This is a genomic window from Streptomyces sp. NPDC007971 (genome assembly GCF_042958635.1).
Taxonomy (GTDB): domain Bacteria; phylum Actinomycetota; class Actinomycetes; order Streptomycetales; family Streptomycetaceae; genus Streptomyces.
Genome location: NZ_JBIBJK010000001.1, coordinates 720,752 through 743,308, shown reverse-complemented (window position 1 = coordinate 743,308; position 22,557 = coordinate 720,752). Strand labels below are relative to the sequence as shown.

23 protein-coding genes are annotated in these 22,557 nt (G+C 70.6%); 8 read left to right on the top strand and 15 right to left on the bottom strand.

What is annotated here, in order from left to right; translation table 11 throughout:
* Nucleotides 1-97: 97 nt before the first annotated feature.
* The gene (locus ACFZCP_RS03375; RefSeq protein WP_391423566.1) at nt 98-1,126 is read left to right on the top strand and encodes an LLM class flavin-dependent oxidoreductase; all 1,029 of its coding nucleotides are present in this window, start codon (nt 98-100) and stop codon (nt 1,124-1,126) included.
* 116 nt (nt 1,127-1,242) lie between these two features.
* Here ACFZCP_RS03375 and ACFZCP_RS03370 read toward each other — a convergent pair whose 3' ends face one another.
* Nucleotides 1,243-1,635: an SCO5389 family protein gene (locus tag ACFZCP_RS03370; RefSeq protein WP_362692370.1), complete on the bottom strand. Its 393-nt coding sequence runs from the start codon at nt 1,633-1,635 to the stop codon at nt 1,243-1,245.
* Between the two features lie 299 nt (nt 1,636-1,934).
* On the opposite strand from ACFZCP_RS03370, the gene nucS reads away from it, so the two are divergent.
* On the top strand, nt 1,935-2,606 hold the full coding sequence (nucS, locus tag ACFZCP_RS03365) for an endonuclease NucS (protein WP_391423563.1): 672 nt from the start codon (nt 1,935-1,937) through the stop codon (nt 2,604-2,606).
* A 423-nt stretch (nt 2,607-3,029) separates the two neighbouring features.
* Here nucS and ACFZCP_RS03360 read toward each other — a convergent pair whose 3' ends face one another.
* The 4 genes from ACFZCP_RS03360 to ACFZCP_RS03345 form a co-directional block, all read right to left on the bottom strand.
* On the bottom strand, nt 3,030-5,717 hold the full coding sequence (locus ACFZCP_RS03360; RefSeq protein ID WP_391423562.1) for an ATP-binding protein: 2,688 nt from the start codon (nt 5,715-5,717) through the stop codon (nt 3,030-3,032).
* 267 nt (nt 5,718-5,984) lie between these two features.
* On the bottom strand, nt 5,985-6,308 hold the full coding sequence (locus tag ACFZCP_RS03355; RefSeq protein WP_391423560.1) for an anti-sigma factor antagonist: 324 nt from the start codon (nt 6,306-6,308) through the stop codon (nt 5,985-5,987).
* A gap of 156 nt (nt 6,309-6,464) precedes the next feature.
* Complete coding sequence (locus ACFZCP_RS03350; protein WP_362692358.1) at nt 6,465-7,313, bottom strand: 3-hydroxyacyl-CoA dehydrogenase family protein; 849 nt, start codon at nt 7,311-7,313, stop codon at nt 6,465-6,467.
* Between the two features lie 122 nt (nt 7,314-7,435).
* Nucleotides 7,436-8,077: a TetR family transcriptional regulator gene (locus tag ACFZCP_RS03345; protein ID WP_391423558.1), complete on the bottom strand. Its 642-nt coding sequence runs from the start codon at nt 8,075-8,077 to the stop codon at nt 7,436-7,438.
* Between the two features lie 79 nt (nt 8,078-8,156).
* Here ACFZCP_RS03345 and ACFZCP_RS03340 point away from each other — a divergent pair, with 79 nt between their 5' ends.
* The 3 genes from ACFZCP_RS03340 to ACFZCP_RS03330 all read left to right on the top strand — a co-directional run bounded on the left by ACFZCP_RS03340 (nt 8,157) and on the right by ACFZCP_RS03330 (nt 10,398).
* On the top strand, nt 8,157-8,942 hold the full coding sequence (locus ACFZCP_RS03340) for an ATP-binding cassette domain-containing protein (protein ID WP_391423556.1): 786 nt from the start codon (nt 8,157-8,159) through the stop codon (nt 8,940-8,942).
* A gap of 120 nt (nt 8,943-9,062) precedes the next feature.
* A complete protein-coding gene (locus ACFZCP_RS03335; RefSeq protein WP_391423554.1) occupies nt 9,063-9,812 on the top strand; it encodes an ABC transporter permease in 750 nt (249 codons plus the stop codon).
* A 13-nt stretch (nt 9,813-9,825) separates the two neighbouring features.
* The gene (locus ACFZCP_RS03330) at nt 9,826-10,398 is read left to right on the top strand and encodes a cob(I)yrinic acid a,c-diamide adenosyltransferase (RefSeq protein ID WP_391423552.1); all 573 of its coding nucleotides are present in this window, start codon (nt 9,826-9,828) and stop codon (nt 10,396-10,398) included.
* Nucleotides 10,399-10,513: 115 nt separating this feature from the next.
* On the opposite strand, the gene ACFZCP_RS03325 is transcribed toward ACFZCP_RS03330, so the two are convergent.
* Together ACFZCP_RS03325 and ACFZCP_RS03320 are read right to left on the bottom strand one after the other, a co-directional pair.
* Nucleotides 10,514-11,017 carry a DinB family protein gene (locus ACFZCP_RS03325; RefSeq protein WP_362692343.1) on the bottom strand — a complete coding sequence of 168 codons (504 nt, stop codon included), beginning with the start codon at nt 11,015-11,017 and terminating at the stop codon, nt 10,514-10,516.
* The gene (locus ACFZCP_RS03320; protein WP_391423550.1) at nt 11,014-11,610 is read right to left on the bottom strand and encodes a hypothetical protein; all 597 of its coding nucleotides are present in this window, start codon (nt 11,608-11,610) and stop codon (nt 11,014-11,016) included. Before ACFZCP_RS03320 ends, ACFZCP_RS03325 begins: the two co-directional genes overlap by 4 nt.
* 152 nt (nt 11,611-11,762) lie before the next feature.
* Here ACFZCP_RS03320 and ACFZCP_RS03315 point away from each other — a divergent pair, with 152 nt between their 5' ends.
* The 3 genes from ACFZCP_RS03315 (at nt 11,763) to ACFZCP_RS03305 (ending at nt 15,553) form a co-directional block, all read left to right on the top strand.
* The gene (locus ACFZCP_RS03315) at nt 11,763-12,935 is read left to right on the top strand and encodes a histidine kinase (RefSeq protein WP_391423548.1); all 1,173 of its coding nucleotides are present in this window, start codon (nt 11,763-11,765) and stop codon (nt 12,933-12,935) included.
* On the top strand, nt 12,932-13,582 hold the full coding sequence (locus ACFZCP_RS03310) for a response regulator (RefSeq protein WP_391423545.1): 651 nt from the start codon (nt 12,932-12,934) through the stop codon (nt 13,580-13,582). The genes ACFZCP_RS03315 and ACFZCP_RS03310 overlap by 4 nt, the downstream gene beginning before the upstream one ends.
* A gap of 138 nt (nt 13,583-13,720) precedes the next feature.
* Nucleotides 13,721-15,553, top strand: coding sequence for a glycosyl hydrolase family 18 protein (locus ACFZCP_RS03305; RefSeq protein WP_391423543.1), 1,833 nt, complete (start codon nt 13,721-13,723; stop codon nt 15,551-15,553).
* A gap of 90 nt (nt 15,554-15,643) precedes the next feature.
* Here ACFZCP_RS03305 and ACFZCP_RS03300 read toward each other — a convergent pair whose 3' ends face one another.
* From ACFZCP_RS03300 to ACFZCP_RS03265, 8 genes are all read right to left on the bottom strand, one after another.
* Nucleotides 15,644-16,090 (bottom strand): DUF2550 domain-containing protein, encoded by a 447-nt coding sequence (locus ACFZCP_RS03300; RefSeq protein ID WP_362692328.1) that lies wholly within the window; start codon nt 16,088-16,090, stop codon nt 15,644-15,646.
* Between the two features lie 159 nt (nt 16,091-16,249).
* On the bottom strand, nt 16,250-16,627 hold the full coding sequence (locus tag ACFZCP_RS03295; protein WP_362692325.1) for a F0F1 ATP synthase subunit epsilon: 378 nt from the start codon (nt 16,625-16,627) through the stop codon (nt 16,250-16,252).
* Between the two features lie 110 nt (nt 16,628-16,737).
* Nucleotides 16,738-18,174: a F0F1 ATP synthase subunit beta gene (gene atpD, locus ACFZCP_RS03290; protein ID WP_391423540.1), complete on the bottom strand. Its 1,437-nt coding sequence runs from the start codon at nt 18,172-18,174 to the stop codon at nt 16,738-16,740.
* Nucleotides 18,174-19,091, bottom strand: a complete 918-nt coding sequence (locus tag ACFZCP_RS03285; protein WP_362692319.1) for a F0F1 ATP synthase subunit gamma — start codon at nt 19,089-19,091, stop codon at nt 18,174-18,176. Before ACFZCP_RS03285 ends, atpD begins: the two co-directional genes overlap by 1 nt.
* 21 nt (nt 19,092-19,112) lie before the next feature.
* Nucleotides 19,113-20,705 carry a F0F1 ATP synthase subunit alpha gene (atpA, locus tag ACFZCP_RS03280; protein WP_362692316.1) on the bottom strand — a complete coding sequence of 531 codons (1,593 nt, stop codon included), beginning with the start codon at nt 20,703-20,705 and terminating at the stop codon, nt 19,113-19,115.
* A 140-nt stretch (nt 20,706-20,845) separates the two neighbouring features.
* Entirely contained in the window at nt 20,846-21,661 is an 816-nt protein-coding gene (locus ACFZCP_RS03275; protein ID WP_391423538.1) for a F0F1 ATP synthase subunit delta, read from the bottom strand.
* A complete protein-coding gene (locus ACFZCP_RS03270) occupies nt 21,658-22,203 on the bottom strand; it encodes a F0F1 ATP synthase subunit B (protein ID WP_391423536.1) in 546 nt (181 codons plus the stop codon). The genes ACFZCP_RS03275 and ACFZCP_RS03270 overlap by 4 nt, the downstream gene beginning before the upstream one ends.
* Nucleotides 22,204-22,244: 41 nt before the next feature.
* A complete protein-coding gene (locus ACFZCP_RS03265; RefSeq protein ID WP_093474678.1) occupies nt 22,245-22,487 on the bottom strand; it encodes a F0F1 ATP synthase subunit C in 243 nt (80 codons plus the stop codon).
* Nucleotides 22,488-22,557 lie beyond the last annotated feature (70 nt).

Genomic DNA, 22,557 nt, shown 5'->3' with positions numbered 1-22,557 from the left:
CCGCAAATCTCCCCGCCAGGCCGTGTCCTCGGCACGTGTCAGACGGTTATGCGGGTTGGGGGAGCTCCGGGTCGGAGCCAAGGAAGCAGGAAATGCAATGCACGTAGGAAGTTTTGTGCTGGCGGCTCAGTTCCCGGGCCAGGGCCCCGGGGAAGCCCTGTACCGGGCGGTCCGCTCGGCCGAGGTCGCCGAAGAGGCCGGGCTGGACGCGGTGTGGCTGGCCGAGCACCACTTCGTGCCGTACGGCACATGCCCGTCCGCGGTCACCCTGGCCGCCTTACTGCTCGGCCGTACCCGGCGCATCCGTGTCGGCACGGCGGTCAGCGTACTGCCCATCGCGCACCCGGTCGCGCTGGGCGAGCAGGCCGCGCTGCTGCACCTGACGAGCGGCGGGCGGTTCACGCTGGGCGTCGGGCGCGGCGGGCCGTGGGTGGACCTGGAGGTGTTCGGCGCGGGCATCGGTGCGTACGAGCACGGGTTCCCGGAATCACTCGATCTGCTGGTGCGCTGGCTGCGCGAACCATCCGTCTCGGCCTCGGGTGAACGGTTCTCCTTCCGTGAGGTGCCCGTGGTGCCCCGTCCCTCGGAGGCGCTGACGGAGACCCCGGGTCCGGAGGTCGTGGTCGCCTGCACCTCGCCGGGGACCGTGCGGCTGGCCGCCGAGCGCGGACTGCCGATGCTGCTCGGCATGCACGTCGGCGACGAGGAAAAGGCCGAGATGGTCACCCTGTGGCGGCAGTTCGCGCGGGCCGCGGGCCGCCCGCCCGAGGAGATCGCCGGCGCGGCCCATGTCTCCGCCGGGGTCTGCCAGATCGCGGACCGGCGCACCGACGCGGCGGAGACACTGCTGAAGGCGATGCCGGGCTGGCTCAAGCAGGGGCTGGACGCCCATGTGACCGTCGACGGCCGGGCGCGCACGATGCGCGATCCGCTCGCCTACACCGAACTGCTCTGCGGGCTGCACCCGGTGGGCACGCCACGGCTCGCCGCCGACCGGCTCGCGGCCACGTCGGAGCGCACCGGCATCTCCCGCTTCGCCCTGCTCGTCGAGGGCTCGGGCGACCTCGCGGCGACGGAGGAGAACCTGCGGCGCCTGGGTGCCGAGGTGCTGCCCCAGTTGCGCTGACGAGCCGCCGACTCCCTTTCCGCACGGGGGGCTTGCCGCCCCAGTACTGAATGCACCTCCCACGGGTGGAGCGGCAAGCAAGCGGCTCGCTGCCCGGGCGGCACGCGTGCCGCGCGTCAGCAGTCCCGGAGCTCCGGCGACTGGTTCAGCAACTGGCTGCGCACCGAGGTGAAACGGGCGAGCGTCTCGTCCACCGAGGCGTCCAGCGGGAACACCGCCACCCGGTGGCAGTTCTGGAAGGCCAGCCGCACACCGAAGTGCCGCTGCAGCGCGCCGCGGATGGCGTCACTCGCGAGCGCACGCAGCAGTTGACCGCGTGCCTGCTCGTCCGGCGGGGGCGTCTGGTTGTCGGCGAAGGGTGCGCCGTCCACCTTCAGCTGGGCCACCAGGGAGCTGATCATCTCCCACGCATAGGGCAGGGAGGTCCGGACGCAGTCGACGAATGCTGCTTCGTCGACCTCGCCTCGCTCGGCCTGTTCGAGTAGGGCCGGTGAGACGTCGAGCGACATGGGTTCTCCTCTCGCACCCCCGACGAACAGGGGTTGCCGGACAGATGGGGGAGTTCGCGATATCGAACACGCTCCGTGCACACATCGCGACCTCCCGTTCCCTACGGTAGGCAACCGTCGGTGACCGCACCAGCAGAATGCGTATATGGAACGGTCCCTTTAGGCGCACAATCGGCCAGGGATGAACAAGAGTTTCCAGGGATAAATGGGGCGGCACGGCGGACACCGGAGGTCGGGCGGGACGGACGGGGCGAGGGCGAATCGCGCCCACCCGTGGGTGTCGAGTAGCGTTGCCGACCATGCGTCTCGTCATTGCCCGCTGCTCGGTCGACTACGCCGGCCGGCTCACCGCCCACCTGCCCTCGGCGCCCAGACTGATCCTGGTCAAGGCGGACGGCAGCGTCTCCATCCACGCGGACGACCGGGCCTACAAGCCCCTCAACTGGATGTCGCCGCCCTGCACGTTGAAGGAGGGCACCGGCGACGAGGAGGGCGTGTGGACCGTCGTCAACAAGGCAGGCGAGAAACTGATCATCACCATGGAGGAGATCCTCCATGACTCCTCGCACGAACTCGGCGTGGACCCGGGGCTGATCAAGGACGGCGTGGAAGCACACCTCCAGGAACTGCTCGCCGACCGTATCGAGACACTCGGCGACGGCTACACGCTCATCCGCCGCGAGTACATGACGGCGATCGGCCCGGTGGACATCCTGTGCCGGGACGCCGAGGGCCGGACCGTCGCCATCGAGATCAAGCGGCGCGGCGAGATCGACGGCGTCGAGCAGCTCACCCGCTATCTCGAACTGCTCAACCGCGACCCGCATCTCGCTCCGGTCCGCGGCGTCTTCGCCGCCCAGGAGATCAAGCCCCAGGCCCGGGTCCTCGCCACGGACCGCGGCATCAACTGCCAGATCCTGGACTACGACGCCCTGCGCGGCATCGAGGACGACAAGCTCCGCCTGTTCTGAGCCGAACGCTCCGCCACCTGCCGGGCCGACGCCCGGCAACAGGCGTGCGCCCGGCATCACGCCCACGCCCGGCATCATGACGACCACCGACAACAGACCTGTGCCCGGCATCACGCCCACGCCCGGCATCAGGCCTGCGGTCGGCACCGGGCCTGCGGTCGGCACCACCTGTGCCCGGCATCCGGTCCAGGGCATCGCTCCCGCGCCCGGCATCACCCCCGCGTCGGGCACCAGGCGTACGGCCCTCCGTACCGAGCAGCCCCCGTTCCCGCCGCGACGGCGCTCAGCCGTGACGGCGGTGACCGGCGGTGCCGGGCCCGCCGAGGGCCCTGGGGGTCCGCCGGTCTCGTATCGACCGGCGCTGCCGGCCCGCACCGCCGCCGCCGACCGAAGTCGCGGCGGGAACGCCTGTCCGCCGAGCCGCTAGATCACCGAACCGGTACCGCTCGGCGTCACGGCACCCGTGCCCTGCGGTGCGCTCGCCGAGTTGCTGGCGACGGGCGACGACGAACCGGCCGTCGTGCCACCGGTCGTGCCTGTGGTGGTCCCCCCGGTCGTGCCACCGGTCGTCCCCGAGGTGGTTCCGCCGTCGGTGCCGCCTCCGGTGGTCGTGCCGCCCGTGGTCCCGCCGTTCGTGCCGCCGGTGGTCCCGCCGTTGGTCCCTCCGTTCGTGCCGCCCGTGGTTCCGCCGTTGGTCCCGCCGTTGGTGCCGCCTCCGGTGGTCGTGCCGCCCGTCGTGCCGCCCGTCGGCCCACCCGTCGTGCCGCCGGTGGGCCCGCCCGTCGTGCCGCCGGTGCTTCCGCCGGTCGTGCCGCCGCCCGGCGTGCTGGACGACCCCGACGGCTTGGGCGACTTGGACGGCGAGCCCGAGGTCTTGGAGCCGGTCGGCCTGGCGCTCTGCGAGGGCCGGACGGTGGCCGACGGCGGCGTCGGGTCGTCCGCCGTGCCGTAGGTGCCGTCGGGGCCGGGGTTCGTCGGAGTGCCGGCGGGGCTGTCGGCGTCGCCGCCCGCGCCGTCGTTCTGCTTCGGGTCCGCGCCCAGGCTGCCGTCGTCCGTGCCCTGGCTCGCGGACGGGGCGTCGACCGTACCGGCCGGGTTCTTGCCCGCGTTCTGGTCGGACGTCATGCCGAGGGTGACGACCGTGCCGAGAACGGCGGCGAGCAGGGCCCCGGAGCCGGCCGCGACGAGGTTGCGGCGGGCCAGGCGCCGGATGCCGCCCAGGGACGTGCGGGCCGGGGGCTGATGGGTGACCAGGGTGTCGTCGGCGGGCGCGTAGAGCGGCGGGAAGGGCGTCGGCAGCCCGCCGGGAGGCAGCGCCGACTCCTCGTGGCGGGCGTCCGGCACCTCCTCGCCCACCATCGGTGCGGCCGCGTCGCCCGCGAGGTCGGCGACCAGCGCGAGGGCACGGCGCCCGGCGACGGTGCCCCGCTTGTCGGCGAGCGCCCCGCGCAGGCCGGCGGACGTCTCCAGCTCGGCGCGGGCCCGGTCGAGCTGTCCGCCGCAGAGCGCGAGGATGCCCAACTCGTGGTGGAAATAGGCCTGTTCGGAGATCTCGCCGGAGAGCCGGGAGGCCTCGGCGCCGGAGCGCAGCGCCCGCTCCCAGGCACTCCAGTGCAGTCCGGCGGCGAAGGCGGGCGCGGCCGTGCGCGCGAGCCGCACCGCACAGCTCTCCTCGCCCTCGGCGGGCGGTGCCGTGTCCCCCACCGCCACGGTGAGCGCGGCGAGGACCGCGTCGGCCTCGGCGCACACCCGCTCGGGGGCCACCGAGGGATGGCCGGTCCACCAGGCGTAGTGCTCGGCCGCGGCGAGGGCCTGGGCCGGGGCGTCGGCGGCGTAGTCGGCGGCCTCCAGCTGCGCCTGCACGCCGGCCGCCAGGCGGTAGCGGGAGCCGACCGGGGAGACCAGTCCGCAGCCGGCGAGTTCGCCGAGCGCGGCGTCCGCGTGGGTGTCGCCGACCAGCGCGGGCAGATGCGCCTGGTGCGGCACCTCGCCGCCGAGGGCGACCGCGAAGCGGAGGGTCGCGCGGGCGGAGGCGCTGAGCCGGGAGGCGAGCAGCGGGGCGGGCGCGGCCGCCTCGCCGAGGGCGGGCAGCGGGACGTCCTCCGTCTCCGCCACGTCCAGGGGCTCCTCGACGGCCGGCCGTACGTCCTCGAAGACGCCGTACGCGTCGACCGCCCCGGCGCTGGCCCGCAGCTGGTCGCGCTGCCGGAGCAGGGCACCGGCCTGGACGAACCGCAGGGGCAGCCCCTCGGACTCGAACCACAGGTCGCCCGCCCAGTTGGCCTCGTCCTCGGTGAGGACACGGCCGACGGCCCGCTCCAGGATCTCCACGCCACAGGCGCGCTCCAGGCCGGCGAGGAAGACCTCCTCGACGTCGGCGTCGGCGGTCGGCGCGGGCACGTCCGGGGTGGCGGCGAGCAGGAAGGCGCATTCGGGGGTGGCGGCGAGCACTTCGTCCAGGGCGGCGCCGCCGAGCTCCAGGTCGTCCACGACCACGACCGCGCCGATCTCGGCGACCAGTTCGAGCAGCTGGTCGCGTTCGGGCCGGTACCGGGGGGCTTCGTAGACGGCGTGGAAGAGGTCGTGGAGGAGGTCGGTGGCCGTGCGGCGGAAGCCGGTGAGCCGGACCACGCCGTCGGGGGCGAGGTCGAAGCAGTCCTCGGCGACGAGGTCGAGCAGGGCGGTGCGCCCGGAGCCACCGGGGCCGGTGAGCCGCACGGAACGGCCGCGGGCGAGCAGCCGGACCAGGCGCTCGCGCTCGTCCTGGCGTTCGAGGAGGGAGAGCGTGGGCTGCGCCGGGCCGGGCGGTACCGGTGGCCGGGCGGCGCGCTCGGTCTCGGCGCGCTCGGCGGAGCTGCGCTTGCGGGGCCGTCCCGGCCTCTCTCCCCCGCTCTCGAATGCGCTTGAGAGGGAGGTGCCCCCAGGCGGGCAGGGCTCTATCTCGCTGCCGTCGACGGGGTTGACGGTCAGCAGGAAGTCGCCGGAGACGAGGCGCGCCGTGCGGGCGAGCGCGGGTGTGCTCTGCCCGAAGTCGGAGTTGAGGGATTCCCGGGGCGGGCGGCGGCCCGGAGCGTGGCCGTGCTCCTCGGGTCCCGGAGTGATCGGGTCCATGGGTTCAAACCCCCAAAAGCGTCGCGTGCCCTTGAATACCGGCCCCTCCCGGCCTGCTGCACACCGCGCTGTCGCTTCTGGTCCGGGCCCGCTCGAGGGTGGTGAGGCAGCGGGCGACCGAACCCTAAACCTTCGCACAGTATCTACGACAGGGTGGGGTGCCGTGCGGTCCGAGACATCACAGTCCGGTGAGGATTGCCCCCGACGTGCGGTTCGACGCCTGCGTCCGGGTCTCACCCGTCGCCCGGTTCACACCTGCTCGTCGGGTTACACCCGGGGGGCCGACTCCGCCCCGATGCCGCCCTCGATGGCGAGGATGCGGTGCAGCCGCGTGGCCACCAGCAGGCGCTGCATCTGGGGCGGGACGCGGCGCAGCACCAGGCGGCGGCCGCACCGGCCGGCCCGCCGGTGGGCTCCCATGATCACCCCGAGTCCGGTGGCGTCCCAGGAGTCCAGCTCGGACAGGTCGAGCACCAGGTCGCCGACTCCGTCGTCGACCGCCGAGTGCAGGGCCGTACGGGCGTCCGCCGCGCTGCGGACGTCGAGGCGGCCCCCGACGACCAGCTCGGCGTGGTCGCCCCTGATGTGCATATGCGCTCCCCGATGAATGCGGTGGCGTACTCCGTGACGGTGCTGTGCAACGTCTGACTGCCTTTGCGGCAGTACGGTTGCTGTTTGTAAGCGAACCGATACCGAATTCACCCCCGGGAGTGAAACTCCCGGTGTGCGTCTCCGGTCGGATGCGGATCAGTACTTGTAGAAGCCCTGCCCGCTCTTGCGCCCGATGTCACCGGCATCCACCATCCGGCGCATCAGCTCCGGCGGGGCGAACTTCTCGTCCTGGCACTCGGTGTAGATGTTGCCGGTGGCGTGCAGCAGGATGTCCACGCCGGTCAGGTCCGCGGTGGCCAGGGGGCCCATGGCGTGGCCGAAGCCCAGCTTGCAGGCGAGGTCGATGTCCTCGGCCGTGGCGACGCCGGACTCGTAGAGCTTGGTCGCCTCGACCACCAGGGCCGAGATGAGACGGGTCGTGACGAAGCCGGCCACGTCCCGGTTGACGACGATGCAGGTCTTGCCGACGGACTCGGCGAACTGCCGCGCGGTGGCCAGGGTTTCGTCGCTGGTCTTGTAGCCGCGGACCAGCTCGACGAGCTGCATCATCGGCACCGGCGAGAAGAAGTGCACACCGACGACCCGCTCGGGGTGCTCGGTGGCTGCCGCGATCTTGGTGATCGGGATGGCAGAGGTGTTGGAGGCGAGCACGGCGTCCTCGCGGACGATCTTGTCGAGCGCGCGGAAGATCTCGTGCTTGACCTCGAGCTTCTCGAAGACGGCCTCGACGACGATGTCGGCGTCGGCGGCCGCGTCCAGGTCGGTGGTCGCGGTGATGCGGCCGAGGGCGGCCTCGGCGTCGCGCGCCTCCAGCTTGCCCTTGCCGACGAACTTGTCGTACGAGGCCCTGATGCCGTCGGTGCCCCTCTTGAGCGCCTCGTCGGTGACGTCGCGCAGGACGACGTCCCAGCCCGCCTGTGCGGCGACCTGGGCGATACCGGATCCCATGAGACCGGCTCCGATGACGGCGAGCTTCCCTGCCACTCCGACTCCCTGAACGCTGTTGACGTCTGCCTCTTCGGCGGACCATAGCGCTCCGGAGCCGCTGTGTGACCGGTAAGTAACGCGCGTCACGTCTCAATTGACGGACATCACACCGGCAGGGGTCAGGGCGCGCCTCGGACGGCGTAGTTGAGGACCTTTTCGCTCAACAGGTCCTCGATGTCGTCGAGGAGAACGAGCACCTCTCGTGACACTTCGCGCGGTTCGCGCCCCTTGACCATCTCGCGTGAGATGACCGCCATGACCGTACTGTGCGCCCATCCGATCTGACCGGCCATCAGGGTCGGCAGGTCGTCGCCGTCCGCCGCGCCGGCCTCCTCGCGCAGGACCTGCTCCAGGTTGGCCTGCACCTCCTGGGCGAGGGCCCACAGCCGGGAGCGCAGTGCGGGGGTCTCCTCGATCACCTTCATGAAGCTCGCGTACCCGGGGATCAGGCCCACCCGGGGGGAGACCGCCTCGACCTCCTCGCGCAGCTCGCGCAGGACCGCACCGGCCGCGGACTCGCCGGCGGGGCGGCCCCGCACCCAGCGGGCGAGCCGGTCGACCATGCCGGCGGAGCGGTCGAAGAAGAGGTCCTCCTTGGCCGGGAAGTAGTTGTAGACGGTGTTGACGGAGACGTTCGCCGCCTCGGCGATCTCCGCGACCGTGACGGCGTCGAAGCCGCGTTCGAGGAACAGCCCTGTGGCGACGTCCGAGATGTACTGCCTGGTCTGCCGCTTCTTCCGCTCCCTGAGCCCCTCCGCCATGCCCGCATCCTAACTTCGCTGGGACCTCTGAAAACTTGGTGTCATTGCAAAATTTCAGTGTCTCTGTTTTTCTGAGGACATGGCAGCAGTCATCAGCGCGGCCGGACTGGCCCGCACCTTCCAGACGAAATCCGGACCCGTGGAGGCCGTACGGTGCATCGACCTCACCGTTCGCGAGGGCGAGATCCTCGGGTTCCTCGGCCCCAACGGCGCCGGCAAGACGACCACCCTGCGGATGCTCACCACCTTGCTGAAGCCCACCGGCGGCGCGGCCACCGTCGCCGGCCACGACCTGGCCGCCGACCCGGCCGGAGTGCGCCGGGCCTCGGGCTATGTCGCCCAGTCCGGCGGGGTGGACCCGCAGATCACGGTCCGGGAGGAGCTGGTCACCCAGGGCCGGATGTACCGCCTGCCGAGAGCCGAGGCGGTCCGGCGGGCCGCGGAACTGGCCCGGGACCTGGACCTCACCGAGCTGCTCGACCGGAGGACGGCCGCCCTCTCCGGCGGCCAGCGCCGCCGCCTGGACATCGCGATGGCGCTCACCCACCGCCCCAAGGTGCTGTTCCTGGACGAACCGACGACCGGCCTGGACCCGGGCAGCCGCGCCGACCTGTGGGACCTGGTCCGCCGGCTGCGCGACGAGCACGGCACCACGGTCTTCCTGACCACCCACTACCTGGACGAGGCCGACGCCCTCGCCGACCGGCTCGTGATCGTCGACCGCGGCGTGGTCGCGGCCGAGGGCACCCCCGGCGCACTCAAGGCGGCACACGGCGGCTCGGCCGACGCCACCCTCCAGGACACGTTTCTCGCCATCACCGGCCGCGGCCCCTCCCCGGCCGACCCCGCCCCCGTGGCCGTATAGGACCGCCCGACAGGACCACACGACCCGCCCGACCCGCCCGACCCGCCCGACCCGCCCGACCCGCCCGACCAGGACCATCCGACCACGCCCGACCAGGACCGCCCGTTAGGACCCGCCCGCATGCTTGTGCACGACACCGCCCTCGTCTACGGCCGCTATCTCCGCCAGTCCCTGCGCTCCCGCTTCGCCCTGCTCTTCGGCGTGCTGACCCCGCTGCTGTATCTCCTCTTCTTCGGCCCGCTGCTCACCGGCCTGCCGCTGGGCGAGGAGGGCAGCTCCTGGCAGGTCCTGGTGCCCGGACTGCTGCTCCAACTCGGGCTGTTCGGGGCTCTGTTCGCGGGCTTCACGGTCATCATGGAGAACGCTCAGGGGGTGGTGGAGCGGATGCGCGTCACCCCCGTCAGCCGCCTCGCCCTGCTCCTGGGCCGGGTGCTGCGGGACGCCACCGTCTTCGTCTTCCAGGCGGTGCTGCTGGTGCTCGCCGCGGTGGCGATGGGCCTGCGCGCGCCGCTGCCCGGCGTCCTCATCGGGTTCGCGTTCGTCGCCCTGCTCACGCTCTCGCTGGCATCCCTGTCGTACGCGATGGCGATGAAGGTCCGCACCCCGCAGGAGTTCGGCCCCCTGATCAACGCGGTGTCGATGCCGTCGATGCTGCTGTCCGGACTGATGCTCCCGATGACGCTCGCGCCCGCCTGGCTGGACGTGCTCTCGCACTTCGTCCCGTTCCGCTATCTGGTGGACGCGGTGCGCGACGCCTACGTCGGCCGCTACACGAGCGCGCACATGCTCCAGGGCTCGCTCGTGGCCGTCGGCTTCGCCGTACTGGCCGTGACGGTGGGCACACGCGTGTTCCGGAGCGCCGGAGCGTAACTACGCTGGCCACATGGTCAATCTGACGCGCATCTACACCAGGACCGGCGACCAGGGCACCACCAACCTCGGTGACATGAGCCGGGTCGCCAAGACCGACCTCAGGATCTCGGCCTACGCCGACGCCAACGAGGCCAACGCGGTGATCGGCACCGCGATCGCGCTGGGCGGGCTGGACGACGAGGTCGTCACGGTCCTCACCCGCGTCCAGAACGACCTGTTCGACGTGGGCGCGGACCTGTCGACGCCGGTCGTGGAGAACCCGCAGTTCCCGCCGCTGAGGGTCGAGCAGTTCTACGTCGACCGGCTGGAGGCGGACTGCGACCGCTTCAACGAGCAGCTGGAGAAGCTGCGCTCCTTCATCCTCCCCGGCGGCACGCCCGGCGCGGCCCTGCTGCACCAGGCCTGCACGGTGGTCCGCAGGGCCGAGCGCTCCACCTGGGCGGCCCTGGAGGTGCACGGCGACGACATGAACCCGCTCACCGCGACCTACCTCAACCGCCTCTCCGACCTGCTGTTCATTCTGGCGAGGACGGCGAACAAGGAGACCGGGGACGTGCTCTGGGTGCCGGGCGGGGAGCGCTGAGCGCTCCCCGCCGGTCCGGGCCGGGGTCCTTCTGTCGGATCGGGCCGGCTTCGGGGCACGGCGCCTCGGGGCGGGCCCGAGCCCCCGCGCCCCCGGCAAGATCCGAAGACAGGCCCTAGACGCCGGTGCGGCCGTCGGCCAGCTCGCGCAGGATGTCGAGGTGGCCGTTGTGCCGGGCCGTCTCCTCGATGAGGTGCAGCAGGATCCAGCGCAGGTCGGCCGCCTCGCCGTCGCCCCGCTTGCGCTGCGCCCTGGCGTCCAGGTCGTGTGCCGCGACCAGCTCGTTGTGGCGCGCGGACTGCTCGGCGTACTCGTCGAGCAGCCGGGACAGCGGGATGTCCACGGCGATGCGCATCTCGCGGTCGGGGTCCTCGTCGGTCCAGGGTCCCTCGTCCTCCTCGCCGAGGAAGACGACCCTGAACCAGTAGTACTCGACCCAGCGCAGGTGGTTGATCAGACCGCTCAGGGTCATCAGCGGCGAGCCGGGCAGGAGGGCCTTGCGGGCGTCCTCGTCGGAGAGTTCCTCGCACTTGGCGCGCGCGGTGGCGCGGACGTAGTCGAGGAACGTGGTCAGCTGGGTGCGCTCGTCCCGGGCGGGAGGCGTGTCAGTGCGTGTCATCGCCGCGATGATCGCTCAGCGGCGTGGTCCTGGCGAGCGGTTTTTTCACCGGCGCCGCCCTCGGGCCGCCGCTTCGGGAATAGCGTGTAACTGGCGGCGATCACCACGTTGATGCCGATCACCCACAGCATGCGCTGCTGCCACGCCCGCAGCGAGCCGGTGTCGCCGTCGCCCCCCACGTACCAGACCGCGCCCTGCAGCAGGGCCATGGCGACGACCGCGGCCAGCGTCCAGCGGCCGGCGACCTTCCACTCGTGGACGGCGCGTGCCGTGCCGCACTTCGGCGCCCTGACGGGAGGCGGACCGCCGGCGAAACGGTGGGCGACCCGGGCGTCGGCCCACTTGATCGTGGAATGCCCGAGACCGACGGTGAAGCCGATGTAGACGGCGGCGAGGCCGTGCCGCCAGTCGGGTTCCGCGCCGTTCTTGAGGTCGATCGCGGTCACGGTGAACAGCACGACCTCCAGCAGCGGCTCGCACAGCAGCAGCGTGAGGCCGATGCGGGGCATCCGGAAGGCGTACCGGAAGGTCAGTCCGGCGGCCAGCAGCACCCAGAACGCCACCTCACAGGCGATGATCAACCCGACGATCACAGTTCGCTCCCTTCGCTCACCCTTCCAGGCTGGCGTGGGCCGGCGCCCGCATCATCGTCGTCGTGGGCGAGGTCGCCGTAAGCGAAAGTTGCAGTCCAGGACCGTCCCCGGGGAGCAGGCGCAGTGGCCGCGGGGCGTGTTGGATGGGGGTCATGTCCCTCGCACCGCCCCGCCCGCACCACCACGACCTGCGCATCGCCGTGGGCGGACTGCTCGGCGGGGTGCTGCTGTGGGCACTCGGCATCCACCCGCGCGTGGCCTCGGACACCGTCGTGCTGTGGGACGCGCCGTGGGCGCCGCTGGTGCCGCTGGCGATGACCGCCGCCTGCGAGCCGCTGCGCCGCATCCGGCCCCGCCTCGGCCTGCTGATCGGCACCGCCGCGCTGGTCCTGGACACGGTGACCCTGGGCAGCGTCGTCACGGTCGTGCTGTACACCGATCTGATGTACGCGGCCGTCCTGTACGGCAGCCCCGCCGCCGCCCGCCGCATCCCCTGGGTCACCGGCATGCTGACGGTCCTCGGCGGAGTCGTGCCCGCCGCCCTGTGGCGCGACCCGCAGGGCCTGCTGATCGGGGTGGGCGTCGGCGTGGTCGCGTTCGCGCCCGCCTCCACCGGCTGGGTGGTGCGCAACCACCGCGACGCGGCCGAGGCGGCCCAGCTGCACGCCGAACAGACCGCCCTGCTCGCCGAGATGGACCGCGTCCAGGCGGTCACCGCCGAACGGTCGCGATTCGCCAGGGAGTTGCACGACATGGTCGCCAACCATCTGTCCGCGATCGCGATCCACTCCACGGCCGCGCTCTCCCTCGACGACCCGAAGACCTCGAAGGACGCCCTGGCCGTCATCCGGGAGAACAGTGTCGCGGGGCTGGCCGAGATGCGCAGGCTGATCGGGATCCTGCGGGACAGCTCCGGCGACCACGAGCCCGCCGCGTCCCCCACCCTCGACGGCCTGGCCACCCTGGTGGACGGCGCCCGCGCCAATGGCCTGGACGTCACCCTCGACACCGGCCACGACAGCGTGCCCGCGCCGGTCGAGCTGGCCGCGTACCGGATCGTGCAGGAGTCGCTGACCAACGCCCTGAAGCACGCGGCACCGGGGCGGGTCCACATCAGCCTCCGTCAGCACAGCGGTGCCCTGCACCTGCGGGTGACCAGCCCCTACCGGCCCGGCGACAGCCCGCGCGCCCCCGGCTCCGGCTCGGGTCTGACCGGGATGCGGGAGCGGGCCGCGCTGCTCGGCGGCAGTTTCACGGCCGGGCCCGAGGAGGACCGCTGGTCCGTGTGCGCCGCCCTTCCACTCACCGAAGGAGACCTCGCATGAACCGCGCCATCCGGGTCCTGGTCGCCGAAGACCAGTCCGCCGTCCGCGCCGGGCTGGTGCTCATCCTGGGCAGCGCGCCCGACATCGAGGTGGCCGGGGAGGCGGCGGACGGCGAACAGGCCGTGGAGCTGGCCCGGGAGCTGCGGCCGGACCTCGTCCTGATGGATGTGCAGATGCCACGCCTGGACGGGGTGGCGGCGACCCGGCGGATCGTCGCCGAGCAGACCGCGGACGTGCTGGTGCTGACCACCTTCGACCTCGACGAGTACGTGTTCGGGGCACTGCGGGCGGGCGCGGCCGGTTTCCTGCTGAAGAACACCGAGGCGAAGGACCTGCTCCAGGCGGTGCGGACGGTGGCGCGCGGGGAGGGGATCGTCGCGCCGGCGGTCACCCGGCGGCTGATCGCCGAGTTCGCCGCGAAGCCGATGCGCCGGTCGACGGCCGATCCGGCCCTGCTGGACAGTCTCACCCCGCGCGAGCGCGAAGTGCTCTCGTGCATCGGTGAGGGCCTGTCCAACGCCGAGATCGCGGGCCGTCTGGAGATGGCGGAGGGCACGGTGAAGACGCACGTCAGCCGTCTGCTGAACAAGCTGGAGCTGCGCAGCCGGGTCCAAGCGGCCGTGCTGGCACAGGAGTTGGGGATCTAGGGGATCCAGAGAGCGAGTGGTCCAGACCTATTGACCCGTGGTCCAGACCTTTCTATTCTCACGGCACCGTGGGCGTGGAGGCTCAGTCATGCCCCGGCCACCCCCAAATGGATGCCCCACACACGAGGGAGGCGCAGCATGCGCTTCAGACACAGAGCCGCGGCAGGGTTCGCGACCCTGTTGCTCCCGCTGGCCGGCCTGGTCGGTCTCACGAGTCCCGCGCGGGCCGCGGCGGACTCCGCGTCGGCCACCGCCACCTACACCAAGACCCAGGACTGGGGTACCGGCTTCGGCGCGCAGTGGACCGTCAAGAACACCGGTACCAGCTCCATCAGTTCCTGGACCGTCGAATGGGACTACCCCTCCGGGACGTCCGTGACCTCCGCCTGGGACGCGGACGTCACCAGCTCCGGCACCCACTGGACCGCCAAGAACAAGTCCTACAACGGCACCCTGGCCCCGGGCGCCTCCGTCACCTTCGGCTTCAACGGCGCGGGATCCGGCTCCCCGTCCCACTGCAAGCTCAACGGCGACAGCTGTGACGGCACCACCGTCCCCGGCGACGCGGCCCCCTCCGCCCCCGGCACCCCGGCCGCCTCCTCCATCACCGACACCTCGGTGAAGCTCAGCTGGAGCGCGGCCACCGACGACAAGGGCGTCAAGAACTACGACGTGCTGCGCGACGGCAAGGTCGTCTCCACCGTGACGACCACGTCGTACTCGGACACCGGCCTCACCGCCGGCACCGACTACTCCTACACCGTGCAGGCCCGGGACACCGCCGACCAGACCGGACCGGTCAGCGGCGCGGTCAAGGTGCACACCACCGGAGGCGGCACCACTCCCCCGACCACCGGCGACAAGGTCAAGCTCGGTTACTTCACCGAGTGGGGCATCTACGGCCGCAACTACAACGTCAAGAACCTGGTGACGTCCGGCTCCGCCTCGAAGATCACGCACATCAACTACGCCTTCGGCAACGTCACGAACGGCCAGTGCGCCATCGGTGACTCCTACGCCGACTACGACAAGGCGTTCACCGCCGACCAGTCGGTGAGCGGCGTGGCCGACACCTGGGACCAGCCACTGCGCGGCAACTTCAACCAGCTGCGCGAGCTGAAGGCCAAGTACCCGAACATCAAGGTGATCTGGTCCTTCGGCGGTTGGACCTGGTCCGGCGGCTTCGGCCAGGCGGCGGCCAACCCGACCGCCTTCGCCCAGTCCTGCTACAACCTGGTCAAGGACCCGCGCTGGGCCGACGTCTTCGACGGCATCGACATCGACTGGGAGTACCCGAACGCCTGCGGTCTGTCCTGTGACACCAGCGGGGCCGCGGCCTTCAAGAACGTGATGGCCGCGCTGCGCGCCAAGTTCGGCTCCTCCGCGCTGGTCACCGCGGCCGTGACGGCCGACGGCTCCTCCGGCGGCAAGATCGAGGCCGCCGACTACGCGGGCGCCGCACAGTACGTCGACTGGTACAACGTGATGACGTACGACTTCTTCGGCGCCTGGGACGCACAGGGCCCCACCGCCCCGCACTCCCCGCTCACCGCGTACTCCGGCATCCCGAAGGCGGGCTTCACCACCGCCGACGCGATGGCCAAGTACAGGGCGGCCGGCGTCCCCGCGAGCAAGCTGCTCATCGGCATCGGCTTCTACGGCCGCGGCTGGACCGGCGTCACCCAGGACGCCCCGGGCGGCACGGCCACGGGTCCGGCCACGGGTACGTACGAGCAGGGCATCGAGGACTACAAGGTGCTCAAGACGTCCTGCCCGGCGACCGGCACCGTCGCCGGCACGGCGTACGCGCACTGCGGCAGCAACTGGTGGTCGTACGACACACCGTCGACGATCGCCGGGAAGATGAGCTGGGCCAAGTCCCAGGGCCTCGGCGGCGCGTTCTTCTGGGAGTTCAGCGGTGACACCGGCAACGGTGAGCTGGTGAGCGCCATCAGCAGCGGGCTGTCGTAGGACGGTTCGAAGAAGAAGCGGACCCTGAGCGACGTTGACGTCCCCCGGACCGCGTCCGGGGGACCCCGCCCGGGCAGCGGGTGAATGCGGCTACGCCACGTTCACCCGCTGTCCGGGCGGGGCCGCCTCCAGCCACGCGAGGAAACCGGTCAGCGCGTCCTCGCTCATCGCGAGTTCGAGGCGCGTGCCCCGGTGGGTGCAGGCGAGGACCACCGCGTCGGAGAGCAGCGCCATCTCCTCCTCGCCCTCGGGCAGCCGGCGGCCGGCCACCTCGATCTGCGAGCGCTCCAGGATCCGGCGCGGTCGGGGTGCGTAGGAGAAGACGCGGTACCACTCGATGCGGTCGCCGCTGTAGCGGGCGACGCCGTAGCTCCAGCCCTTGCCGTTGGCGTCCGGTTTCTCCGCGACGTCCCAGCGCAGCGAGCAGTCGAAGGTGCCGCCGGAACGCTGGATGAGTCTGCGGCGCAGGCCGAACAGGAACAGTCCCACCACCACGAGCGCGACCACGATCCCGCACACAGTCAGAGCGAGGATCATCGGCACCGACCTCCTCGTCTCCTAGGCAATGACACTGAAGCTGAGTATGCAACTGAGTAATGAAACGGAAAAAACACCCGTATCTGCCTCAGCCGCGACCGGCACCGGATTGCTCCGGGCCGGCCGCGGCTGAGTGACGTCATCACGCGGCGCGTTGGTTCAACGCGCTGCGGTCGCCGCCCGCAGACGGACATCCGCGCGGCGCTCGGCCTCGGCGTCGTCGTCCGCCTTCGCGCGCTCGAGCTCTCGCTCCACGCGCTGGACATCGATCTCGTCCGACAGCTCGGCGACCTCCGCCAGCAGCGACAGTTTGTTGTCCGCGAACGAGATGAAACCGCCGTGCACCGCAGCGACGACCGTTCCACCATCACTCGTACGGATGGTCACCGGGCCCGACTCCAGCACACCGAGCAGCGGCTGGTGACCGGGCATGACGCCGATGTCGCCGGACGTGGTGCGCGCGACGACCAGGGTGGCCTCGCCGGACCAGACCTGGCGGTCCGCGGCGACCAGCTCGACGTGCAGCTCAGCAGCCAAGGGTGGCTCCTCGGGTCACCACCCGGCGGTAGTGCCGGGTGTTGGGGTCAATTCTAATGGGCGTGGGAGAGGGGGCGGGACGCACCCACCCCCTCACACGAGCACGAGGCTCAGGAGACGCCCAGCTCCTTGGCGTTGGCCTTGAGGTCCTCGATGCCACCGCACATGAAGAACGCCTGCTCGGGGAAGTGGTCGTACTCACCGTCGCAGATCGCGTTGAACGCGGCGATCGACTCGTCGAGCGGCACGTCCGAGCCGTCCACGCCGGTGAACTGCTTGGCGACGTGGGTGTTCTGGGACAGGAAGCGCTCCACACGACGGGCACGGTGGACGACGAGCTTGTCCTCCTCGCCCAGCTCGTCGATACCGAGGATCGCGATGATGTCCTGGAGGTCCTTGTACTTCTGCAGGATCGTCTTCACGCGCATGGCCGCGTTGTAGTGATCCGCAGCGATGTAGCGCGGGTCCAGGATCCGGGACGTGGAGTCCAGCGGGTCCACGGCCGGGTAGATGCCCTTCTCGGAGATCGGACGGGACAGAACCGTCGTCGCGTCGAGGTGGGCGAAGGTGGTGGCCGGAGCCGGGTCGGTCAGGTCGTCCGCGGGAACGTAGATCGCCTGCATCGAGGTGATCGAGTGACCACGGGTCGAGGTGATGCGCTCCTGGAGGAGACCCATCTCGTCGGCCAGGTTCGGCTGGTAACCCACCGCGGAGGGCATACGGCCGAGCAGCGTGGAGACCTCGGAACCGGCCTGCGTGAAGCGGAAGATGTTGTCGATGAAGAACAGCACGTCCTGCTTCTGGACGTCACGGAAGTACTCGGCCATGGTGAGGCCGGCCAGCGCGACGCGCAGACGGGTGCCCGGGGGCTCGTCCATCTGACCGAAGACGAGCGCGGTCTTGTCGATGACGCCCGAGTCGGACATCTCCTCGATGAGGTCGTTGCCCTCACGGGTGCGCTCACCGACACCGGCGAACACGGAGACACCGTCGTGGTTGTTGGCGACGCGGTAGATCATCTCCTGGATGAGCACCGTCTTGCCGACGCCGGCGCCGCCGAACAGACCGATCTTGCCGCCCTTGACGTACGGGGTCAGCAGGTCGATGACCTTGACGCCGGTCTCGAACATCTCGGTCTTCGACTCGAGCTCGTCGAAGTTCGGGGCCTTGCGGTGGATGCCCCAGCGCTCGCCCTCGTACTTCTCGTCGACGTTCAGCACCTCACCGAGGGTGTTGAACACCTTGCCCTTGGTGAAGTCACCGACGGGCACCGTGATGGAGCTGCCGGTGTCGGTGACCGGGGCCTGGCGGACCAGACCGTCGGTGGGCTGCATGGAGATGGTGCGGACCAGGCCGTCACCCAGGTGCTGGGCGACCTCCAGGGTCAGGATCTTCTTCTCGCCCGCGTTCGCCGGGTCGGCGACCTCGACGTGCAGGGCGTTGTAGATCTCCGGCATCGCGTCGACGGGGAACTCCACGTCGACGACCGGGCCGATGACCCGGGCGACGCGGCCCGTAGCCGTCGCGGTCTCAACAGTGGTGGTCATTATCGGTCACTCCCCGCGGTCGCGTCGGCCAGGGCGCTCGCGCCACCGACGATCTCGCTGATTTCCTGGGTGATTTCGGCCTGGCGGGCCGCGTTGGCAAGACGGGAGAGCGTGTTGATCAGCTCGCCCGCGTTGTCGGTGGCCGACTTCATCGCGCGCCGCGTGGCGGCGTGCTTCGAAGCGGCCGACTGGAGCAGCGCGTTGTAGATGCGGCTCTCCACGTACCGCGGCAGCAGGGCGTCGAGGACGTCCTCCGCCGAGGGCTCGAAGTCGTACAGCGGGAGGATCTCCCCCTGGGGGGCGGCCTCCTTGGCGACCTCTTCGAGGCTCAGCGGCAGCAGCTGTGCGTCGAGTGCCGTCTGCGTCATCATCGAGACGAACTCGGTGAAGACGATGTGGAGTTCGTCCACACCACCCTCGGCCGTGTCCTTCTCGATGGCCTCGATCAGAGGCGCAGCGACCTTCTTGGCATCCGCGTACGTCGGCTCGTCGGTGAAGCCGGTCCACGACTCCGCGATCTTGCGCTCACGGAAGTTGTAGTGGGCGACACCGCGCCGGCCGACGATGTACGTGTCGACCTGCTTGCCCTCGCGCTCCAGGCGCTCGGTCAGCTGCTCCGCCGCCTTGATGGCGTTGGAGTTGAAGGCGCCGGCCAGACCGCGGTCGCTCGTGAGGAGCAGAACTGCGGAACGGGTCGGGTTCTCCGCCTCCGTCGTGAGCGGGTGCTTGGTGTTCGAACCCGTACCGACCGCCGTGACCGCGCGCGTCAGCTCGGTCGCGTACGGCGTGGAGGCCGCCACCTTGCGCTGCGCCTTGACGACGCGCGAGGCGGCGATCATCTCCATCGCCTTGGTGATCTTCTTGGTCGCGCTGACGGATCGGATGCGACGCTTGTAGACCCGGAGCTGGGCTCCCATGAGTCAGGTCCCTTCCTTACGTCACTTGGCGGCAGCGGCCGGAGTGTCCTCGCCGAGGAGCTTGCCGTCCGAGGTCTCGAACTGCTTCTTGAACTCGGCAACGGCGTCGTCGATCGCCTGGATGGTGTCGTTCGACATCTTGGCGCCCTCCTTGATGGAGGTCATCAGGCCCTGGTGCTTCCGGTGCAGGAAGTCGATCAGTTCCTTCTCGAAGCGGCGGATGTCGACGACCGGAACGTCGTCCATACGGCCGTTGGTGCCGGCCCAGACGGAGACGACCTGGTCCTCGGTGGCCATCGGCTGGTACTGGTTCTGCTTCAGCAGCTCGACCATGCGCGAACCGCGCTCCAGCTGGGCCTTCGAGGCCGCGTCCAGGTCGGAACCGAAGGCGGCGAACGCCTCCAGCTCACGGAACTGGGCGAGGTCGACACGGAGACGGCCGGAGACCTGGCGCATCGCCTTGTGCTGCGCGGAACCACCGACTCGGGAGACGGAGATACCGACGTTCAGCGCGGGGCGCTGACCGGCGTTGAACAGGTCCGACTCCAGGAAGCACTGGCCGTCGGTGATGGAGATGACGTTGGTCGGGATGAACGCCGAGACGTCGTTGGCCTTGGTCTCGACGATCGGCAGACCGGTCATCGAGCCGGCGCCCATGTCGTCGGAGAGCTTGGCGCAGCGCTCCAGCAGACGGGAGTGCAGGTAGAAGACGTCACCCGGGTAGGCCTCACGGCCCGGCGGGCGGCGCAGCAGCAGGGACACGGCGCGGTAGGCGTCGGCCTGCTTCGAGAGGTCGTCGAAGATGATGAGGACGTGCTTGCCCTCGTACATCCACTGCTGGCCGATGGCCGAACCGGTGTACGGCGCCAGGTACTTGAAGCCGGCCGGGTCGGACGCCGGGGCGGCGACGATGGTCGTGTACTCCAGGGCGCCGTTCTCCTCCAGCGCGCGGCGCACGCCGGCGATGGTGGAGCCCTTCTGGCCGATGGCGACGTAGATGCAGCGGACCTGCTTCTTCGGGTCGCCGGTGCGCCAGTTGTCGCGCTGGTTGATGATCGTGTCGACGGCCAGGGCGGTCTTGCCGGTCTGGCGGTCACCGATGATCAGCTGACGCTGACCACGGCCGATCGGGGTCATCGCGTCGACGGCCTTGTAGCCGGTCTCCATCGGCTCGTGCACCGACTTGCGCTGCATGACCGTGGGGGCCTGCAGTTCGAGGGCACGGCGGCCGGACGTCTCGATCTCGCCGAGGCCGTCGATCGGGTTGCCGAGCGGGTCGACAACGCGGCCGAGGTAACCCTCGCCGACCGCGACGGAGAGCACCTCACCGGTGCGCGTGACCGGCTGACCCTCCTCGATGCCGCTGAACTCACCGAGGACGATGGCGCCGATCTCGCGCTCTTCCAGGTTGAGCGCGAGGCCGAGGGTGCCGTCCTCGAACTTCAGCAGTTCGTTGGCCATGGCCGAGGGAAGACCCTCGACCTTCGCGATGCCGTCGCCGGCAAGGGTGACCGTACCGACTTCCTCGCGCGAGGCCGCGTCCGGCTTGTACGACTGGACGAAGTTCTCCAGCGCGTCCCGGATCTCCTCCGGCCGGATCGTGAGCTCCGCCATCTGGGTTCCCTGCTCTCCTTGTTGGGCCCGAAGTTTCACTTTGGGGGGATGTGGGACTCCCCCCTGAAAGAGGTGAATCCTCTGCACGGCCCAACCAGGGCCGTAAGTACGTACTGCTTTTGTCGATTACCGAGCGCTGCTCAGCTCGCCATGCGGCGGGCGGCCTCGTCCAGCCGGTCCGCGAGGGACCCGTTGATGACCTCGTCACCGACCTGCACCCGGATCCCGCCGAGGACCTCGGGGTCCACGTCCAGGTTGAGGTGCATCCGGCGGCCGTAGAGCTTCGCCAGGGCCGCGCCGAGGCGCTGCCTCTGCGTGTCGCTCAGCGGCACCGCGGAGGTGACGACGGCGACGACCCGGTCGCGGCGCTCGGCGGCAAGCTTGGACAGGGACTCCAGTCCCGCTTCCAGGCTACGTCCCCGCGGCGCGGTCACAAGGCGCGTCACCAGACGCTCGGTGGCCGGCTTGGCACGACCGCCGAGCAGCCGGTGCAGCAGCTCGGTCTTGGCCGAGGTGCCGGCGGCACGGTCGGTGAGCGCGGCGCGCAGCTCGGTGCTGGAGGAGACGATCCGGCCGAACCGGAACAGCTCGTCCTCCACGTCGTCCAGCGTGCCCGTCTTCTCCGCGGCGGTGAGGTCGGCGATGTCCGCCAGCTCCTCCGTCGCGTCGACCAGGTCGCGGGTCTGCGACCAGCGAGCGCGGGCCATCCCGGACACCAGGTCGGCGGTGGTACCGCTGACCTGTCCGCCGATCAGGCGCTGGACCAGCTCCGCCTTGGCCTCTCCGGGCTGCGCCGGGTCGGTGAGAACCCGGCGCAGGCCGGCCTCGCGGTCGAGCAGCGCGGTGACGGCCGCCAGCTCGTCCGCGAGCTGCGCGGCGTCCACGGACGTGGAGTCCGTCAGCGCGTCGAGACGCTCACGTGCGGCTGCCAGGGCCTCGCGGCTCGCTCCGTTCATCGCGTGGCCTCGGCCTTCTCCTCGAGCTCGTCGAGGAAGCGGTCGATGACACGGCTCTGACGGGCGTGGTCCTCAAGGGACTCGCCGACCAGCTTGCCGGCCAGGTCGGTGGCGATCCTGCCGACGTCCTGGCGCAGCGCCTGAGCAGCGGCGTTGCGGTCGGCCGCGATCTGGGTGTGACCAGCGGCGACGATCTCCTCGCGCTGACGCTGACCCTCGGCCCGCATCTCGGCGATGAGCGCGGCACCCTGCTCCTGCGCCTCCTGACGCAGGCGCGCGGCCTCGTGACGGGCCTCGGCGAGCTGAGCCTTGTACTGCTCAAGAACGCTCTGGGCCTCGGTCTGCGCGGCCTCGGCCTTCTCGATACCGCCCTCGATGGCTTCGCGGCGCTCTTCCAGAACCCTGTTGATGTTCGGGAGGAGCTTCTTCGCGAGGAAGCCGAAGACGATGACGAAGGCGATCAGGCCGATGACGAGCTCGGGGATCGGCGGGTAGAGGGGGTTCTCCCCCTGCTCTGCCGCCAGGGTGAGCATCTGGCTCATGTCAGTGCCTTTCGTCTAGGGGGCTGTCGCTGATCGGTTGATCAGGTGCCGTAGACGAACGGCATGACCAGACCGATGAGGGCGAGCGCCTCACAGAAGGCGAAGCCGAGGATCTGGTTGGCGCGGATCAGGCCGGCCGCCTCGGGCTGACGGGCCAGGGCCTGGGTGCCGTTGCCGAAGATGATGCCGACGCCGACGCCGGGGCCGATGGCGGCGAGGCCGTAGCCGATGGAACCGAGGGAGCCGTGGACGCCGTCGGCAGCAAGGGTCTGGAGAGCGGACATGCCGATTCTTCCTTCTTCTTTACGGACCGGTGGGGGTTGGCCACCGGACGATCAGGGGGGTGGTGCGGGG

What these genes read in the sequence shown, in the direction of transcription:
- ACFZCP_RS03375 (WP_391423566.1), top strand. Translation starts at nt 98, where the DNA reads ATGCACGTAGGAAGTTTTGTGCTGGCGGCTCAGTTCCCGGGCCAGGGC.
- ACFZCP_RS03370 (WP_362692370.1), bottom strand. Translation starts at nt 1,635, where the DNA reads ATGTCGCTCGACGTCTCACCGGCCCTACTCGAACAGGCCGAGCGAGGC.
- nucS (WP_391423563.1), top strand. Translation starts at nt 1,935, where the DNA reads ATGCGTCTCGTCATTGCCCGCTGCTCGGTCGACTACGCCGGCCGGCTC.
- ACFZCP_RS03360 (WP_391423562.1), bottom strand. Translation starts at nt 5,717, where the DNA reads ATGGACCCGATCACTCCGGGACCCGAGGAGCACGGCCACGCTCCGGGC.
- ACFZCP_RS03355 (WP_391423560.1), bottom strand. Translation starts at nt 6,308, where the DNA reads ATGCACATCAGGGGCGACCACGCCGAGCTGGTCGTCGGGGGCCGCCTC.
- ACFZCP_RS03345 (WP_391423558.1), bottom strand. Translation starts at nt 8,077, where the DNA reads ATGGCGGAGGGGCTCAGGGAGCGGAAGAAGCGGCAGACCAGGCAGTAC.
- ACFZCP_RS03340 (WP_391423556.1), top strand. Translation starts at nt 8,157, where the DNA reads ATGGCAGCAGTCATCAGCGCGGCCGGACTGGCCCGCACCTTCCAGACG.
- ACFZCP_RS03335 (WP_391423554.1), top strand. Translation starts at nt 9,063, where the DNA reads ATGCTTGTGCACGACACCGCCCTCGTCTACGGCCGCTATCTCCGCCAG.
- ACFZCP_RS03330 (WP_391423552.1), top strand. Translation starts at nt 9,826, where the DNA reads ATGGTCAATCTGACGCGCATCTACACCAGGACCGGCGACCAGGGCACC.
- ACFZCP_RS03325 (WP_362692343.1), bottom strand. Translation starts at nt 11,017, where the DNA reads ATGACACGCACTGACACGCCTCCCGCCCGGGACGAGCGCACCCAGCTG.
- ACFZCP_RS03315 (WP_391423548.1), top strand. Translation starts at nt 11,763, where the DNA reads ATGTCCCTCGCACCGCCCCGCCCGCACCACCACGACCTGCGCATCGCC.
- ACFZCP_RS03310 (WP_391423545.1), top strand. Translation starts at nt 12,932, where the DNA reads ATGAACCGCGCCATCCGGGTCCTGGTCGCCGAAGACCAGTCCGCCGTC.
- ACFZCP_RS03305 (WP_391423543.1), top strand. Translation starts at nt 13,721, where the DNA reads ATGCGCTTCAGACACAGAGCCGCGGCAGGGTTCGCGACCCTGTTGCTC.
- ACFZCP_RS03300 (WP_362692328.1), bottom strand. Translation starts at nt 16,090, where the DNA reads ATGATCCTCGCTCTGACTGTGTGCGGGATCGTGGTCGCGCTCGTGGTG.
- atpD (WP_391423540.1), bottom strand. Translation starts at nt 18,174, where the DNA reads ATGACCACCACTGTTGAGACCGCGACGGCTACGGGCCGCGTCGCCCGG.
- ACFZCP_RS03285 (WP_362692319.1), bottom strand. Translation starts at nt 19,091, where the DNA reads ATGGGAGCCCAGCTCCGGGTCTACAAGCGTCGCATCCGATCCGTCAGC.
- atpA (WP_362692316.1), bottom strand. Translation starts at nt 20,705, where the DNA reads ATGGCGGAGCTCACGATCCGGCCGGAGGAGATCCGGGACGCGCTGGAG.
- ACFZCP_RS03275 (WP_391423538.1), bottom strand. Translation starts at nt 21,661, where the DNA reads ATGAACGGAGCGAGCCGCGAGGCCCTGGCAGCCGCACGTGAGCGTCTC.
- ACFZCP_RS03270 (WP_391423536.1), bottom strand. Translation starts at nt 22,203, where the DNA reads ATGAGCCAGATGCTCACCCTGGCGGCAGAGCAGGGGGAGAACCCCCTC.
- ACFZCP_RS03265 (WP_093474678.1), bottom strand. Translation starts at nt 22,487, where the DNA reads ATGTCCGCTCTCCAGACCCTTGCTGCCGACGGCGTCCACGGCTCCCTC.